The sequence below is a fragment of the Methanosarcina barkeri 3 genome (assembly GCF_000970305.1).
Classification (GTDB): domain Archaea; phylum Halobacteriota; class Methanosarcinia; order Methanosarcinales; family Methanosarcinaceae; genus Methanosarcina; species Methanosarcina barkeri_A.
Genome location: NZ_CP009517.1, coordinates 108,284 through 124,230 on the forward strand (window position 1 = coordinate 108,284; position 15,947 = coordinate 124,230).

11 protein-coding genes are annotated in these 15,947 nt (G+C 40.4%); 7 read left to right on the forward strand and 4 right to left on the reverse strand.

Annotated features, from left to right (window positions below):
- Positions 1-12 precede the first annotated feature (12 nt).
- Positions 13-1,329, forward strand: coding sequence for a methanogenesis marker 16 metalloprotein (locus MSBR3_RS00480; protein WP_048105683.1), 1,317 nt, complete (start codon positions 13-15; stop codon positions 1,327-1,329).
- A gap of 219 nt (positions 1,330-1,548) precedes the next feature.
- Here MSBR3_RS00480 and comE read toward each other — a convergent pair whose 3' ends face one another.
- The 3 genes from comE to MSBR3_RS00495 form a co-directional block, all read right to left on the reverse strand.
- The gene (gene comE / locus MSBR3_RS00485) at positions 1,549-2,697 is read right to left on the reverse strand and encodes a sulfopyruvate decarboxylase subunit beta (RefSeq protein WP_048105684.1); all 1,149 of its coding nucleotides are present in this window, start codon (positions 2,695-2,697) and stop codon (positions 1,549-1,551) included.
- A gap of 55 nt (positions 2,698-2,752) precedes the next feature.
- Positions 2,753-4,003 carry a cysteate synthase gene (locus tag MSBR3_RS00490; RefSeq protein WP_048109819.1) on the reverse strand — a complete coding sequence of 417 codons (1,251 nt, stop codon included), beginning with the start codon at positions 4,001-4,003 and terminating at the stop codon, positions 2,753-2,755.
- A 457-nt stretch (positions 4,004-4,460) separates the two neighbouring features.
- Entirely contained in the window at positions 4,461-4,928 is a 468-nt protein-coding gene (locus MSBR3_RS00495) for a hypothetical protein (RefSeq protein ID WP_048105685.1), read from the reverse strand.
- 230 nt (positions 4,929-5,158) lie between these two features.
- Between MSBR3_RS00495 and MSBR3_RS19130 the strand changes: the two genes are divergently transcribed.
- From MSBR3_RS19130 to MSBR3_RS00515, 4 genes are all read left to right on the forward strand, one after another.
- A complete protein-coding gene (locus MSBR3_RS19130) occupies positions 5,159-5,371 on the forward strand; it encodes a zinc ribbon domain-containing protein (RefSeq protein WP_080942152.1) in 213 nt (70 codons plus the stop codon).
- 1,120 nt (positions 5,372-6,491) lie between these two features.
- Complete coding sequence (locus tag MSBR3_RS00505; protein WP_052723216.1) at positions 6,492-8,711, forward strand: PAS domain S-box protein; 2,220 nt, start codon at positions 6,492-6,494, stop codon at positions 8,709-8,711.
- A 357-nt stretch (positions 8,712-9,068) separates the two neighbouring features.
- Positions 9,069-9,566, forward strand: coding sequence for a PAS domain-containing protein (locus tag MSBR3_RS00510; protein WP_048105688.1), 498 nt, complete (start codon positions 9,069-9,071; stop codon positions 9,564-9,566).
- Between the two features lie 879 nt (positions 9,567-10,445).
- Complete coding sequence (locus MSBR3_RS00515) at positions 10,446-10,784, forward strand: hypothetical protein (RefSeq protein ID WP_052723217.1); 339 nt, start codon at positions 10,446-10,448, stop codon at positions 10,782-10,784.
- A 143-nt stretch (positions 10,785-10,927) separates the two neighbouring features.
- Here the strand turns inward: MSBR3_RS00515 and MSBR3_RS00520 are convergent, their stop codons facing one another.
- Positions 10,928-11,788, reverse strand: coding sequence for a tetratricopeptide repeat protein (locus MSBR3_RS00520; protein WP_080942153.1), 861 nt, complete (start codon positions 11,786-11,788; stop codon positions 10,928-10,930).
- Between the two features lie 724 nt (positions 11,789-12,512).
- Between MSBR3_RS00520 and lonB the strand changes: the two genes are divergently transcribed.
- Positions 12,513-14,609: an ATP-dependent protease LonB gene (gene lonB, locus MSBR3_RS00525; RefSeq protein ID WP_048105692.1), complete on the forward strand. Its 2,097-nt coding sequence runs from the start codon at positions 12,513-12,515 to the stop codon at positions 14,607-14,609.
- A gap of 8 nt (positions 14,610-14,617) precedes the next feature.
- Positions 14,618-15,946 carry a TldD/PmbA family protein gene (locus MSBR3_RS00530; protein ID WP_230627997.1) on the forward strand — a complete coding sequence of 443 codons (1,329 nt, stop codon included), beginning with the start codon at positions 14,618-14,620 and terminating at the stop codon, positions 15,944-15,946.
- Position 15,947 lies beyond the last annotated feature (1 nt).

Here is a 15,947-nt window from a genome sequence, read left to right on the forward strand (position 1 = left end):
GTTGAGGGAAACATGAACGGAGAATTAGATAACACAGGAACGTCCCGGACAATCCCCGAAATTCAGGATAAAATCGATGCCGGAGACGCCATCGTCCTTACGGCTGCGGAAATTAGTGCAAGAATTCGGGCAGGGGAGGATATAAAGCTCGAAGATGTGGATGTTGTAACAACCGCAACTCGCGGCATTATGAGTGGAACCTATGCCGTACTTTCGTTCAAAGTATCAGAGCCCGATTCATTTGTTAAGGCATCTGAAGTCTTGTTGAATGGCGTGCCTGCAGTTGTTGGTCCCTGCCCTAACGAAAGGCTCGGAATTTTGGACCTGATCGTACTCGGAACCGCTCACAGTAAACTGGATCCCAACTACGGAGGCGGACACCTTTTCAGGGAGATGGTAGAAGGAAAAAACGTTAAAGTTGACGTGACTACAAATGAAGGAAGCCGTTTTTCGGTAGAAACACGGCTATCTGAGATTCCCTATGCGAAACTCAACGCAACAAGACATGCCTTTAAGAATTATCGGGCATTTGTAAATCCCGGAAAAGAGCCTATCAAAACCATTTTCCATTCCCTTCCGTTTGAAGGCGAGTTTAAGGAAATGACTTTTTGTGGTTGCGGTGAGTTAAATCCTATCGAAAACGATCCCAGGCTTGAAACTATAGGAATCGGGACAAGGGTACTTCTCAATGGAGCGGACGGATTTGTAACTGGGGCCGGTACTCGAAGCGCTCCGGACAATCCTAACCTTACGGGTTTTGCTGATATGCATGATATGACTCCTGAATACATGGGAGGGTTTGTAACGTCTGCAGGCCCTGAAATTATCAATACCTGGGCTGTTCCGATCCCAATTCTTCATGAAGGAATGCTGGAAAATATCCTGAAACTGGATAAGGAAATCCCTCTTAAGCTGGTAGATCTCGCAGGACGGATTCCTCTCTGTGAAATCACCTATGGGGATGTATGGGATAACGTGGACCTGAATATTGAGTACAAGCCCGAAAAATGCCTTAACTGTAAGGACTGCCTTGTAATCGAAGCTTGCCCCATGAATGCGGTAAGCCGGGGAGAAAATGGAGCTGTACACAATCCGGAATTTTGCTTTAACTGCGGACTCTGCATCTCAAGGTGCAGGGGAGAAGCTTTCAGTGCAAACCTGGGTTCTGTCAGGTGTGCAACCGGTGGCTGCCTCAGGGACATTAAGGTAACCCTGCGTCAATCCGATCGTGCAAGGGCAATTATAGCAGCAGAAGAACTTAAAGAGAAAATTCTCACAGGAAGATTCAGGCTTAGTGAGCCTGTAGAAAAAATAAGCTGGAGAGAGTAAGACAATATTCTTCTCTCTTTTAGTGCACCTTAACCTGTGATTTTTATTTTTAAAAACTTAACTTCTAATTCTTATTTTTAAAAACTTAACTTCTAATTCTTGTTTTTAAAAACTTAACTTCTAATTCTTCTCTTTTTGGAAACGTAACTTCAGGTTCTTATTTTATAGAGGTTTGTTTTCAGATTTTCAGAAGTTCTTTACTTCAAAGTTCTTCAAACCTCAAACTATTAAAGCCTTCATAAAGCGTTTTGTAACCTCTTCAGGGCTCAGGGGAATATTGGGAGCTTTTGTATTTCCAGGCTTCAGGATTACATGGATAAAGGAGAGTTCCTGCATGGCCCGAAACTTCCTGAAAGCTTCTATTAACCCCTCTGGGCTGTTTACTTTAACCGTATTTTGAATTCCACAGGCGGTTGCAAAAATTTCCAGGTCTATATAGCGTAAAGCACAGGTTTCCTGTGAGCCTGTAGAACCGTAGGCACCGTTGTCAAGGCAGATAATTATCAGATTCTTCGGAGCTTCTCTGGCGATTTCGAGCAGGGCGTTAGGGTTCATAAGCAGGCTACCGTCCCCGTCAAAGGCCACGACCGTCTTTTCGGTTCGAAGAGCAAGGCCAAGCCCTATTGACGAGACGAGCCCCATTGAACCGAACATGTAAAAGTTGAGTTCTCTGTCTCTGCAAGCATACAATTCCTTGCAGGGAACTCCCAGATTTGTCACCGTAATTTCGTCATCGAGTTGAGAAGCAATTGCACACATCGCATCGTTTCTGAGCATTACAGGCCTGAGGGTTTCCCTTGTAAGATTAAAACTACATGTTCTTTCCATGAGTTCAGGTTTTTGGGGCAGTCCTGCTGCTTCCCAGGCACAACAATCCGAACCTTCCCAAACTTTCGGGGAGATCAGGGCTATATGCGGCCTGAGGTTCTCAAAAGCGTCTGTTATCACGGTTTCAAGGAGAGGGAGTTTTTTGGCTTCATCAATTATTGTGTATTTCAGCCCTGCTCCTTCAAGGATTGTCGGAAGACGCGTGCCAAGCGGAACCTGGGCTTCGATTCCTTCAGCGTAAACCCCCCTCCAGCTTGCCAGAATAGGTAAGGGGATCCTGCAGATTATGTTCAGGGATTCCAGAGCATTAATCATATTTCCAAGCCCTGTGCTCTGGATAAGCATCATTGGCTTTCCTCCTGCAAGATAAAACCCGGCACAAATACCCACGCCGTTTTCTTCTCTTGTTAACTGGATTTCAGGAAAATTCTCAGAAATGAGGGGAAGTAGGTTTTTGATCCTGTCACAGGGCAGAGTTGCGGCAAGGTCGATACCTGCCTTTTTCATTATTGCTATGACTTCTTCTTCCGGACTTGCCATGCACATGCCTCTTCAACTTTCTTTTTTTACCGTAGTTTTTGGAGTTGTTTCGGACTCAGATCTTCAGCTCTTCTAAAGGAATATCAGGATTTTTGGCAGTATCTACCGGCTTGATCTGGTAAAGTGTGTAGTCCTCTTTCAGACGTTTATATCCTCCGCCTGCAAGATTAAGGAGAATAGTTTCGTCTTTTCCGACATTTCCTGCTTCCACTGCTTTTAATAGAGAAGCTGTCGCAACTGCTGACGGGGGCAGAATGTCAATTCCTTCGAGTGATTCGAAAAGGGTCTTAGCCTCAAGGGCTTCCTCTCTTGTAATTGCGTACATTATTCCGTCAGTATCGACGAGTGCGTCGTATAACCCTCCGGTAACTCCATATGGAGGAGTCCGGTTGGTAAGCACGGTCGCATAGGTTTCTTTTACCTGTTTTTTTGCATTCTTCATGTCAAGTTCGGGAATAATTTCTCTTCTTTTGTCCTTCCAGGCGTTGTACATGGGAACGAAAGGAAGGTTCTGGGCAAGCTGAAGTTTCGGGAGTTTTTGCCCGAATCGCCCGTCTGTCCTTAGGCGTAATGAAGCTTCCCATGCTGAAATCCCACCTGTTCCGCTTCCTACTGCCTGGAAATAGTGGTCAGGCATTTTTCCTATGGTTACTGCTGCGTCCAGCATCACAGTGCCCATTCCGTCTCTTCTGGCAACATTTCTTGCCCCGCCTTCGGGAACCATGCCAGGAAGCTTTGCAATCCTGCCTGCGAGATTGATAGCATCAGTGTAGTCATTTCCTGGACTCATACTTATGAGGTGAATGGATTCGGTGGGCTCTTCAGGCAGCCATAGATTCGAAGCTCCTGATTCCGGTATAACGATGTAAACATCAGTTCCTGTCAAAGCAGAGACATGCGCAAAGGCCCGGCCGGTATTTCCGGCAGAGGCGAGGACTATGGCTTTCCCTCCGGTTTCTTTCAAGAGTTCCATGGTTGGGTGAGCTTCAAGTTCTTTAAAACTGCAGGTTTTAATAAAAGCCCCTCTTTCAGGCCAGTACCCACTGAACCCTATATAAAGGTTTGAAAGCCCGAGTTCTCTGGCAAAAGCTTCACTTTTGTAAGTTATGGGTCCCGCATCCGTAGTAAGTTCTTCCTGAACCGGGAGCCAGGAATGGAACCTTCCGATACCTGGCTGATTTCTTAATTCCAGTTTTTTATCGGAGTACTCCGCCCGTAAAAAAGCGTCATCATTCTCGCAGGTGAGCCTGTATTCCTGGCCGTACTCTCTTCCGCACTTAAGGCATTTCAATTTGAATTTTCCCATCGCAATCAAAGAAAATTGGGTTTCTTATTAAAAATATATTCCTGAAATATGTAAAAAAATACCTTTTTGTGCTATATTTTTAAATTAGTTTCCTTATTGGGACATTCAATCCTACTAATGAGAAGAGATACTAATGAGAAGAGAATCACTTTGTCGGATTAACAAATGAGTAAAATAAAATAAGGCAGTTGATAAAGAAAAAGTTGAGGAGGCAGAAGAAAAAAGAGTAAATGGGTAATTAAGCTAAGAAGGTAATTACTATCACATACTTAACGAACTCATCCCAAAACTTGAAATTTACTTCTTGAACCTTGTATTTCGAATTCGAATAATCGATCCAGATCCAGACTAAATCCAGATCCAGACTAAATCCAGATCCAGACTAAATCCAGATCCAGATCCTGAAAACAACTTGAAAATTCCCAAAGATTATGGATAAATGGCTATTGGAATAGACTCAATCATAATAATAAACGACCGGCGGAGTAACTTTTAAATTTTCATAACTTCTCGTTTTGCCTTTAGGAGGATAAACAAAGGTGACAACATCAGACTGCACCCCTAATTCATAGGGATCACACAGGTAATTTACGCCTTCTTTTCTGGAAATGTTTAGTATCTGGAGTGAGGCACTTGATCTTCCTATCTTTTGAATTTTCACTTCCTTAAATTCTGAAAAAACATCTTTAATCTTGGGCTCCAGGTTTTTGCTGCCAAAAAGTGATATATATGCCTGAGCAAAGGGGCTGAGATGATAGTCTATATTGACGGTCGCATCAGTCTTTTTAAACTGAATCACTATATTGTCAACGTGAATATATTTTCCTTCTTTGAATTGATCTGCGGTGTTTGCAGGAACTACTCTAGCAGTTAGTAGGACGATTGAGATGAGAAGGGCAATTGCAATTATCGGTTTTGTTTTCATGGTTCTTATTCAGTAATAATCTTCTTTTCTAATATCTCTTTCCTGCAAGTACTCTAATATCTTTTCCTGCAAATATTTTTTGATCAGGCTTGCTTTCCTTCAAAGCTGAAACCAGGTTTTTTTCTTACAATGATGACGATTTTTATACACATTGCAATACAATTAAATATCGCAACAATAAAGGTATCCCACCTTTTAGATTGTCTAAAAGAGAATAAAGAGGCCATAAAATGAGTACAGATATTCATTTCATCTGCCCCAAATGCGGAAACACTACCTACGAAACAGGCGAGATCCGCACCACAGGCGGCTTTCTCAGCAAACTCTTCGATGTCCAGAACAAAAGGTTTACTCATGTCACCTGCAAGCGCTGTAAATACACCGAGTTTTACCAGGCCGACAGCAGCATGCTTGGGAACATTTTCGACCTGTTCACATCGTAATGAGCTGACAAAAAACTTTTTTTCGTGAATTTCTTTTTACTCCTTTTTTTGCTTTTTTTGATTGCTTGTTTCAGGGACTGGAGAGCAGCAGTGCTGGTAAGTAACGTTTTTACGGGAGCTTTTCATACTTGACGAAGGAAAACATGTTTTCATAATTGTAAAAACAGGTGGTCTAAAAAATCAAATAATTTAACCAATGTGCTATATCTTGTTCATAACTTATGAAAACTTATCATTGGTCATCGGTTAAGGAATTTTCTTGCCTGAAAGCTATCGATTTTACATTAAAAACCAGCCTTAAACTTTGGCCTATTTACGTGAAATCGATACATGGTTCCAGTTCACAATTAATAAAAATGTTAGCTAAATGCTGAGTAAATTATGCAATTTATTACGATTCATCACTTAACCGAATACGCATGGAAAACTTATTTATTTTATGCCATATAATACATTATAAATTATTTCTTGCATATTATCTTTCAAATTTAACAATAATTGTCTTATCAATGAGCACTTAACTAATATTCATACAAATATGTAAATATTTATATAAATACAGTATAAATATAGACATAGATACAAATATAAATATAAATTTTATATTCCATTCATTGATCGAAACAATGTATAAAAAATAATAAGTTATGTGCAATAACCCGTACTTAAAGTATGGAGTATACTTCAGGTCGCCTGCCTGAGTTTTGGAACTAAGTTAGTATCCTTTTAAAATTTCTTAGTGCAAAATTTCACTTCCAACCTCTGTAATCTGGTATCAAGAAGCCTTATTTTTACAAAGAAGCAACGATACCATATCTGTACAAAATAAAAAAGAGACAATAAGTCACTTACCACAGACCTGAAGATCAGGGTATTCATTCTGTCAGCGCTCCACAGCAATAGTGTATATTGTCGCATCGTAGTGTCGTCATAAAGAAAAGCTCGAAAGAATAAAGACAGAAAGAATAAACGAAAAAAAATGAGTAATTTCAGGTAGTGAATCTAAGTTTGATGCTTAATGTAAAAACGACAAGATTGTTAAAAATCACAATAGTAAAAAATTCTTGAGAAAAACCACTTGGCAAGATGAAACCGATTATTAAAAGGACGATACAAAAGTATGAGTCCTAAAAATATTAAAGATCAGGATTCCATACCCTATCAGGCACTAGTAGATGAAAACCGTGCTTTAAAAGATGAGATACAGAGCCTGAAAGCACGCTTAGAGAAAGCTGAAGAACTTGAGTGCACTATAGAAAAAGTGAATATGAAATGCAAGTTGAGTGAGACTTTTCGCAAGTCGCTTAACTCCATAAATCTGACAATTCATTCAATCCTTGACTTCGACGAGATGATGAAAGAAATTGTTTCGGAAGCAGCAAAAGCAATTGGAAGTGAAACTGCCGCTATTTCTCTTAGAAAGGGTTACCATTGGGTCCTCAGTTATTCATATGGTTTTCCGGAGAATATAATCGGATCGGTAATGAATGACAAGGAAGAAACTCACGCTGTACTTGCAATAAAAACTAAAAAACCGGTCGCTATAAACGATGCCTTTAACGATGAACGAGTAAATCGCATTCACATGAGAAAATGGAACGTTCGTTCCGTACTGGTTGTACCTCTTATAACCAGAGATGAAGTTATCGGTGTGATTTTTTTTAACTTTCACAAATCTACTTTTGCATTTAGTAACGTCCATATTAGTTTTGGGACGCAACTTGCTTCATTGGTATCGTTAGCCCTGGAAAACTCCCGCCTTATAGAGAATCTAAAAATAGAACTTACTAAACACAAAAAAGTAGAAGAAGCATTACTTAAGAGTGAGACAAGGTATCGTCAAATTGTGGAAACTTCGCAGGAAGGGATATGGCTAACTGATCACAGCAATCGAACCGTCTTTGTCAATCAGAAAGTATCTGAAATGCTGGGATATAGCATAGAGGAGATCCTTAAACAATCACCTCAAAAGTTCATATCTTCAGAGTTTAACGCAGGGTCAGACAATAAACTGCGTGAATATCTGCCTGAAGTTAACCACTTGATCGACTACCGGTTTACCCGGAAGGATGGATCGGACCTGTGGTGCATTCTTTCCTCCAGTCCGTTACTCGATGACCAGGGAAAATATGCTGGGTCACTGACCATGATTATGGACATTACCGACCGCAAGCGAGCAGAAGAAGCCCTTAAAAAAGCCTGCAATAGCTTAGAAGGAAAAATTAAAAAACGCACAGAAGAGCTGGAAATTGCTTACAATTCATTAAAAGAAAGCGAGAGAAGTCTTGCAGAAGCTCAAGAGATTGCTCATATTGGAAATTGGTGCCGCAATATTGAAACCGAGGAAGTACGCTGGTCTGATGAGGTTTATCGTATTTTTGGGTTTGAGCCTCAAGAATTCGGAGTCGACTACAATGTATTTTTGAGCTGTGTACATCCGGATGAACGTGAATATCTAATTGAAGCAGTCAAACAAGCTTTAAATGAAAAGTTCTTTGACGCCGAATATAGAATAATCCGACCTAATGGAGTAGAGCGTATCCTTCATGAAGATATCAAAGTTATTTGTAATAATGAGAATGTTCCGATTCGACTGAGCGGAACAGTTCAGGACATTACTGAACGTAAAAAAGCAGAAGAAGCTCTAATAAAACTCGAAAAAACCCGGATAAAGGAAATTCATCATAGAATCAAAAACAACTTACAGGTAATCTCTTCCCTGCTGGACCTCCAGGCTGAGACGTTCAAGGATGAAACGGTTAGACAAGCTTTCAATGAAAGCCAGAATCGTGTATTCTCAATGTCCCTTATCCATGAAGAACTTTACAAAGGAAGTGAAGCCTATACACTGGACTTTTCTTCCTATCTCGAAAAGTTAGCTGAAAATCTGCTCAAAACTTACAGTACTAGCAGCAAAAATATACGCCTGAAAATGGATCTGGAAGAAAATACATTTCTTGATATGGATACTGCCGTCCCACTGGGTATAATCGTTAATGAACTCATTTCTAACTCCCTAAAGCATGCATTTACTGAAAAGAGAGAAGGGGAAATTCAAGTCCGTTTTTGCAGGAATGAAGAAGAAAAATGTGACGAAATGCATAGTTTAATGTTCAGTCTGACAATTTCGGATAACGGAAAAGGAATTCCTGAAGATCTGGATTTAGAAAATATAGAATCACTTGGCCTGCAGTTAGTAAGCACTCTTGTTGACCAGTTAGACGGAGAATTTCAACTGAAAAGGGACAATGGTACTAATTTCAAATTGAGTTTCTCAGTAAAAGAAAAAGAAAATCAGGCATATCAACAGCCCTACATCAATTCGTTGAATATAGAGTAACTTAAAGTTTGTGTCATAGTTTGTATTATAGTTTGTATTATAGTTTGTATTATAGTTTGTATTATAGTTTGTATTATAGTTTGTATTATAGTTTGTATTATAGTTTGTATTTATAGTTTGTATTCCACTTCAAAATTGGATTGGTTTTTTCTTCTTATTTAAGCGGAGAATTTTTTATAACAGATATGTACAAACTTACTCTTTATTTCCTATTTTTATTAGATTCATATAATATTACAATTAATATTAATATTAATTTTTAAATTTGACTATATGTAATAAAATTTTATTTTTTTATATCAGAATTTTAAGAATTTATTAGAAAAGTATTTATTTTTTTACATTATAAATATATGCATGAGTTCCAAAGGTACTATTGTTCAAGAGTCCATACCCTATCAGGCATTAGCAGATGAAAATCGAGCCTTAAAAGACGAGATAGAAAGTCTGAGAGTACGCTTAAAGGATGCTGAAGAAAGGGAAAGAAGTCTTACTGAAGCTCAAGAAATTTCTCACATTGGAAACTGGTGCCGCAATATTGAAACCGGGGAAGTACACTGGTCTGATGAGGTTTATCGTATTTTTGGATTTGAACCTCAGGAATTTGGCGTCACCTATGATAAGTTCTTGAGCCGTGTACATCCGGATGAACGTGAATATTTAATTGAAGCAGTCAAACAAGCTTTGAATCAAAAGTTCTTTGACGCTGAATATAGAATAATCCGACCTGATGGAGAAGAGCGTATAATGCACGAGGATATCAGGGTTATCTGTAATAATGAGAATGTTCCGATTCGACTGAGCGGAACAGTTCAGGACATTACTGAACGTAAAAAGACTAAAGCTTTGATATGACTCTAAACGACCCTACGACTCTAATATATTACTATAAGAAACATTCCAAAATCAATTTTAGTCTCAAATCCATAGATTTTTAGTTTTTTCTTACGAGCCCAACTTGATCTGCCGGAATAAGAATTGACCGGCATTTTTCCATTATTTTTTCCATTATTTCCTTGAAATCCATACTATCCGGAATTAATGTAGACTCATTCGATGAAAGTCGGCTTTTTCGCCTTTTTGATTGCTTATTAGCCAGTACTGGAAAGTAGTGTTTTTACGGGAGCTTTTTGTTTTTGGTTTCTTATTAGCCAGTCTGGAGAGTAGCGTCTTTACGGGAGCTTTTCACGCTCGACGAAGGAGAGCGGCCTGTACAAAAATGAATTTAAAATCGCAGAATGAGAATTGAAATGAACCAAAATAGAATTTTTGAGAATTTTGTATATTTTAGCTAGCCGGAATAAGGATGCACTGGCATTTTTCCTTTATTTCCTCAAAATCCAGATTATTCAAGCTCTTGGCATTTTCATGCATAAGCGGTGAGTATTTCTCAATTAGAGAGCTGCTTTTTTCTATTAAATTTTTAAGTTCTTTTCGGTCTGTATCTGACGGCTGACTACAGCTGTAGTGGGGTAGATTTCAAACTTTTGATTTTTCCACTTGAAACGGAGTTCTATTAGTTTTTCGTACTCAAGGTCTTTTTGTTCAGAAATCAGGAACCTCGCTTAATTCACATTTAAAAATTTTGATGCTTACTGATTTCTCAAGAAAGTCCCTGGAAAAAGGTAAATAATGTGAACAGATAAATAAAATAAAAACAAGATTGAGATTAGGGGGAAGGGTAGAATCGAGATTTCAGAGCTTAGAAAAAAAGAGAAAATATACCTCCTGCTTGTGAGTATCTTTCTCGCAGCTATCCTCTTTTATACCTTTTATATCAGCCAGCTTCTTTGGGGAATAGTTATTGATGTTCTTATTCTGAGGCTTTATTTCCTCATGAAAAGGGAGAAGAGTTACTTCAGAGAATGTTACCTGGATGAAAAAGAAGCAGGAACTACGCTAGATCCCCAAATAAAAAAGAAAGTCCGGCTTGCAAACATTCTTATTACTCTCTTCGTGCTTGGACTGGTTGTTTATTCATACTTTACTTTCCAGTTCCTCTCAGGGGTTGTTGCAGGCTTGCTGATTTTGCTTTATGTACACATGCTGCTGTTTTCGAAGGACAATCTTTGAAAAATTAAAATGTCGGACTGTTTTGAGATAAAACTCTTGAAGCTTTTCTTACTTTTCTTGCTTTTCTTGCTTTTCCTGTTTTTCCAGGTTTCAGAGTTTTTCTGTTCTTCCGGGATTTTCATTTTTCTGTTCTGCCTGGATTTTCATTTTTCCTGTTCTTCCGGAATTTCTTGCTTTTCCAGGTTTTCCTGATTCTCAGGTTTTTCCAGGCTTTCAGGATTTTCCTGTTTTTTCAGGGTTTCAAGTTTTTCAAGCCTTTTCCGGGTTAAAGCAATAGCATCTTTAATAGCTGTATTTTCGGACTGCTGGGCAAAGATGTTTTCCTGCATGGCAAGAGCTTTTTCAAGGTTCTGTTTTGCAGTATCGCTTTTTTCCGGGTCCTGCTGGATTTGGCAGTTTCCAAGCTGGCTGAGCGCAACTGCAAGTTCGGCCTGATAGCCAGGGTTGTCGGGCTTTTCTTCAAGAAGTTTTTCGTAGAGTTCAATTGCCTGGTTGAGGATTTCGCATGCTTCTTCAAAATAACCCATATCCGTAAGGAGAGCTGCATAATTGTTCAGGTTCTCGCCGGCAGCAGACCGAAAAACTGCATTTTCAGGCTCTTTTGCCAGGAGATTTACATAGGTCTCACGGGCGCGGATATAATATTCGGCAGCTTGCGGCTTTTCACCTTTATTTTTTAGAAGGTTTCCGGTATTGCTCAGGGTTGTGCCCATGTAGTGACGGTAATTAGTATTTTCAGGATCGTTTTTAAGGAGTTCTGAACCTGCATTAATCGCCATTTCGTAGGTTTCGAGGGCTTCGTTATATTTTGACTCAGTATAATAGATGCCTCCACGCATAAAAAGAACATAATATACTGCGTCAGTGGCTTTTGCTTTCTTTGCCGAGTCTTCGGCTTTATCAAGAGTTTCAAGAGCTTTATCAAGATTACCTTTTCGGATTTGGGCTACGGCACTGTGAATTTGCTTCAGAAGGAGAAGATTTCTGACCTTGCTTCTGGACATAAGAGGAAAATGCCCCTTGTTTTATTAAATAACTATCGATATCGGTTTATGGACAGCAGGCAGAATGTGGCTTAAAGTTAGGTTCTCGATTACCTTTAAGTTAGCTCTGAACTGGTTTGAGCTGATTTTAATTGGTTTGAACTAATTTTAACCGGTTTATTGTGGCCTAAATTGAATTAAAATAGTCTAAATTGGTCTAAATTAGTCTAAGCTGGTCTAAAAAGGCCTGAATACATCTTAGTTTGTCCGTATTGACCTTAAACCAGTCCAAACTGGTTTGAACTAACTCTGAATCAGCTTTTAAGCAGTTGTGGTCTTAATCAGCTTTTGTATGAATTCGTGAATAATGCTCAATGTATATATAGGGGAGATAGCATAAAAGAGTTGAAATTATCTAAACGATTTGAAAATTCATTTTCTATTGCATTTGGGAACCAAATGTACAATCTAGCAAATAGTATGATAACAAAAAGTTTCTATAGATCATATATAATAGAATATTTCTATAAATTATATATACGTTGGCAGGTTAATTATATATACAGTAAGTTAATATAATTAGCAGAAGTATGGATGGGGTCACAGTAACTTGAGGAACTCGTTATTGTGGCATCCTCTTTTTGCCAATCATTTTATCACTAAAAATATTATTTTTTCGATAACGTCAAGTATATATATTGATCAGTAACGTCTATTGAATAACGTTCAAATATGTGAGCTAACCATGGTGTATAATAAAAATCAGAACATAGACGAGTCTTCAGAAAATATGGATGAGCTCGCTCAAAATATCGGCGAGCCCGTCCAGAATGTAGACACGTCTACGGCCGATCAGAAGACGGAGGAGTCCGGTGGGGGTATGACCGGGCCAGAATCCAATCAAGTTAAGGCCGAGTCTGAGTCCGATCAGGATGATTATGAAGATGTTGACATCGGCTTTTCTTTTGAAAATACTTCTAATATAGATGTACCCAAACTTCTTATCGACCAGGTACTGGGTCAGGAACATGCCGTAGAAGTCGTAAAAAAAGCGGCTGGCCAGAGACGGCATATTATGATGATAGGAACCCCAGGAACAGGGAAATCCCTGCTTGCAAAAGCAATGGCAGAGCTTCTTCCTAAAGAAGAACTTAAGGATATCCTTGTATATCCTAACATGGAAGATCTTAACAACCCTAAAATAAGGGAGGTTCCCGCTGGAAAGGGCAGAGAAATCGTCATGGCCCATAAAATGGAGGCTAGAAAGAAAGTCCAGGCCAGAAATATGCTCATGATGCTTTTTGTTGTGGGTATTATCATCTATTCTTACTTTGTTTACGAATTGATATGGGGCATTATTGCAGGCATTATGATTCTCATGCTAACCCGCCAGTTCTTGCCTAAAGAAGAAATGATGATCCCCAAATTGGCGGTTTCAAATTATGACAAAGAGCACGCACCTTATATCGATGCAACCGGAGCTCACGCAGGAGCTTTGCTTGGTGATGTAAGGCACGACCCATTCCAGTCCGGTGGGCTTGAAACCCCTGCTCACGACAGAGTAGAGGCCGGAGATATCCACAAGGCCCATAAAGGTGTGCTTTTTATTGACGAAATCAACACTCTCAGGCTGGAATCCCAACAGAGTCTTCTGACTGCGCTTCAGGAAAAAGAATACCCGATTACCGGGCAGTCCGAAAGAAGTTCGGGCGCTCTTGTCAAGACCGAGCCTGTACCATGTGACTTTATTATGGTATCTGCAGGAAACCTTGATGCTGTACAGAAAATGCATCCTGCGCTCAGGTCAAGAATAAAAGGTTACGGTTACGAAGTCTACATGCAGGATTCCATGGAAGACACTCCTGAAAACCGGAAGAAAATGGTTCGTTTCGTTGCTCAGGAAGTCGTTAGGGACGGACATATTCCTCACTTCAATGAAGGTGCAGTGGAAGAAGTAATAAGGGAAGCCAGAAGACGGGCAGGTAGGAAAGGGCACCTTACCCTGAAGCTCCGTGATCTTGGCGGACTTGTACGCGTAGCAGGAGACATTGCCCATTCCGAGGGCGCTCCATTAACAACTGCAGAGCACGTGCTTGCAGCAAAGAGAATCGCAAGGTCGATTGAGCAGCAGCTTGCAGATAGCTATCTGGAACACCGCAAAGAATACGAATCTTTCCTCAGAAAAGGTTCTGCGGTGGGCAGGGTTAACGGGCTTGCAGTCATGGGTGGAGATTCCGGAATTGTGCTTCCCATCGTGTCTGAAGTCACACCTGCAATTTCAGGAGCTGAAGGGCGAATTGTAGCAACAGGAAAACTCAAGACTATTGCAAAGGAAGCAGTGCAAAACGTCTCTGCTGTAATTAAAAACATGACCGGTACGGATATATCCAGACACGACGTCCATATCCAGTTTGTAGGAACTTACGAAGGTGTGGAAGGAGACAGTGCATCGGTTTCCATTGCAACAGCTGTTATATCGGCCATCGAAAAGATTCCAGTCGACCAGACTGTAGCTATGACAGGTTCCCTTTCAGTCAGGGGAGATGTCCTGCCTGTAGGCGGAGTTACATATAAGATTGAAGCTGCAGCTCAGGCCGGCATGAAGAAAGTCATTATCCCGAAATCAAACGAGGCAGATGTTCTCATCGAAAAGGCGTATAAGGAAAAAATCCAGATCATCCCTGTCTCCTCTATTGCGGAGGTAATGGAACACAGCCTTGTAGGTCCGAAAAAGAACTCAATTATCGAAAAACTTCGAAACATTACAAGGCTCAACTTCGATATTCCTGAGGTTTCACCCGCTTCCGTACAGGCTAAGAATCTTTTTGGATGCAGGAACTGATGACCATTATGCAGGATATTAAATTTTATGACTGCAGGGTAATTGAGGGCAGTTCCACCTCAATTATTCTGGATAACGGAAAGATCGAAGAAATATCCAGAAACTTTACACGGGGGGCCGGAGTAAGGGCTCTTTCTGGAGGTTCCTGGGGTTATACATCTGTGGAAGGGGAAATTGACCTCAAACAGGGTGTCGAGGCGGCCTCAAAACTTGCTTTTTCTATGAATGCCAGTACCCCTAAGGAAGACGTGGAACTTGCAGCCTTGAATCCTCCGGAAGTAAAGAATCTCCCAGAGGTCAGAATTGACCCAAGGGATGTTTCTATTGAGGAAAAAGTTGATCTTTTAAAAAACATAGAAACCAATGCGAAAGTAAAGGGCATTAACAGTACCAAAGTTATGTACCTGGAATCTGAGTTTAAAGTCGAATACAGGAGTTCCGATGGTATTGAATGTGCCTATGAGCTTATGAATGTCGGTTTTGCGGTTTCGGCAGTTGCTTCGGAAAACGGAGTATATCAGGCAGGCAGAGAAAGTCGGTTTGGGTACGGATATGAGCTTTTCAAGAAAGAAAACGTGCTGGAACTCGCCAGAAAGGCAGGAAATACTGCAATAGAGCTTCTCAAAGCGAAAACTCCTAAAGGCGGAGAAATGCCTGTAATTCTTGACCAGGAACTGGCTGGTGTCTTTGCCCACGAAGCCGTTGGACACGCATCTGAAGCTGATCTTGTTCTTGAAGGGGACTCCATCCTTGAAAACCGGATTGGAGAACAGATTGCCTCTCCTCTCATTACAATCATCGATGACCCTACCCTGCACGAGTTCGGATACTATCCTTTTGATGCCGAAGGGGCAAAATCAAAAAGAACAGAAATAATCAAGAACGGGGTTTTTAATTCCTATCTTCATTCCCGGGAAACTGCAGCGAAACTTGGGGGAACTCCAGGGAACTGCAGGGCTCAGGGTTACTCAATGCCCGTTGTAAGGATGAGCAACACCTTCATAGATAACGGGGATGCCAGATTTGAAGAAATGCTTGAAGAGATAAAAGATGGGATGTATCTTATAGGCTCAAGAGGAGGACAGGTAAATACCGGAGAAGGAATTTTCCAGTTCAATGCCGAAAAAGGATACCTGATAAAGAACGGAGAACTCACCGAACTTGTACGGGACGTTTCTCTCTCAGGCAAAACTCTTGAGATTCTCAACCATGTGGCCCTTGTGGGCAACGACCTTAAAATGACTGCAGGCAGATGCGGAAAAGCCGGACAGCTTGTACCCGTATCAGATGGTTCTCCTCACCTGTCTATCTCAAAAGCCCTGGTGGGAGGTGCCTGAA